A 332-nucleotide genomic window follows, 5' to 3' on the forward strand; every position below is an offset into this window, starting at 1 on the left:
GCCCGTCCCGGGTCAGGTATTGATCGCCGCAGTAGCTGATGACGTGATCGCCGATAAAGCTCTGGCCGACACTGTGGGTGACCACGTCGCGCAGGTCCTGCTCCAGCACCACGCCGTCGCTGAACAATTGCGCCGCATCAGGGCGCGCGAGGATGGCGTCGAACTCGTCGAGGCTGCGGATCACTTCCTGGCCGCGACCGGCGCAGGCATGCACGGGCTTGAGACGGATCGGCCCGGTGTACAGCAAATGGGTCGCCGCCGGCCGCGCATCTGCCAGGGCGTGCACACTCAACCCATCCAGCACCACATTGCGGATGCGCTCGGAAAACAGC

At 65.7% G+C, this 332-nt stretch carries 1 protein-coding gene; it reads right to left on the reverse strand.

The features are described 5' to 3' along the window. The coding region (locus tag HX773_RS25570; protein WP_176973824.1) for a DUF3182 family protein at nucleotides 1–332 on the reverse strand (332 nt) is incomplete at both ends.

The organism is Pantoea sp. B9002, from assembly GCF_013385945.1.
Taxonomy (GTDB): domain Bacteria; phylum Pseudomonadota; class Gammaproteobacteria; order Enterobacterales; family Enterobacteriaceae; genus Pantoea.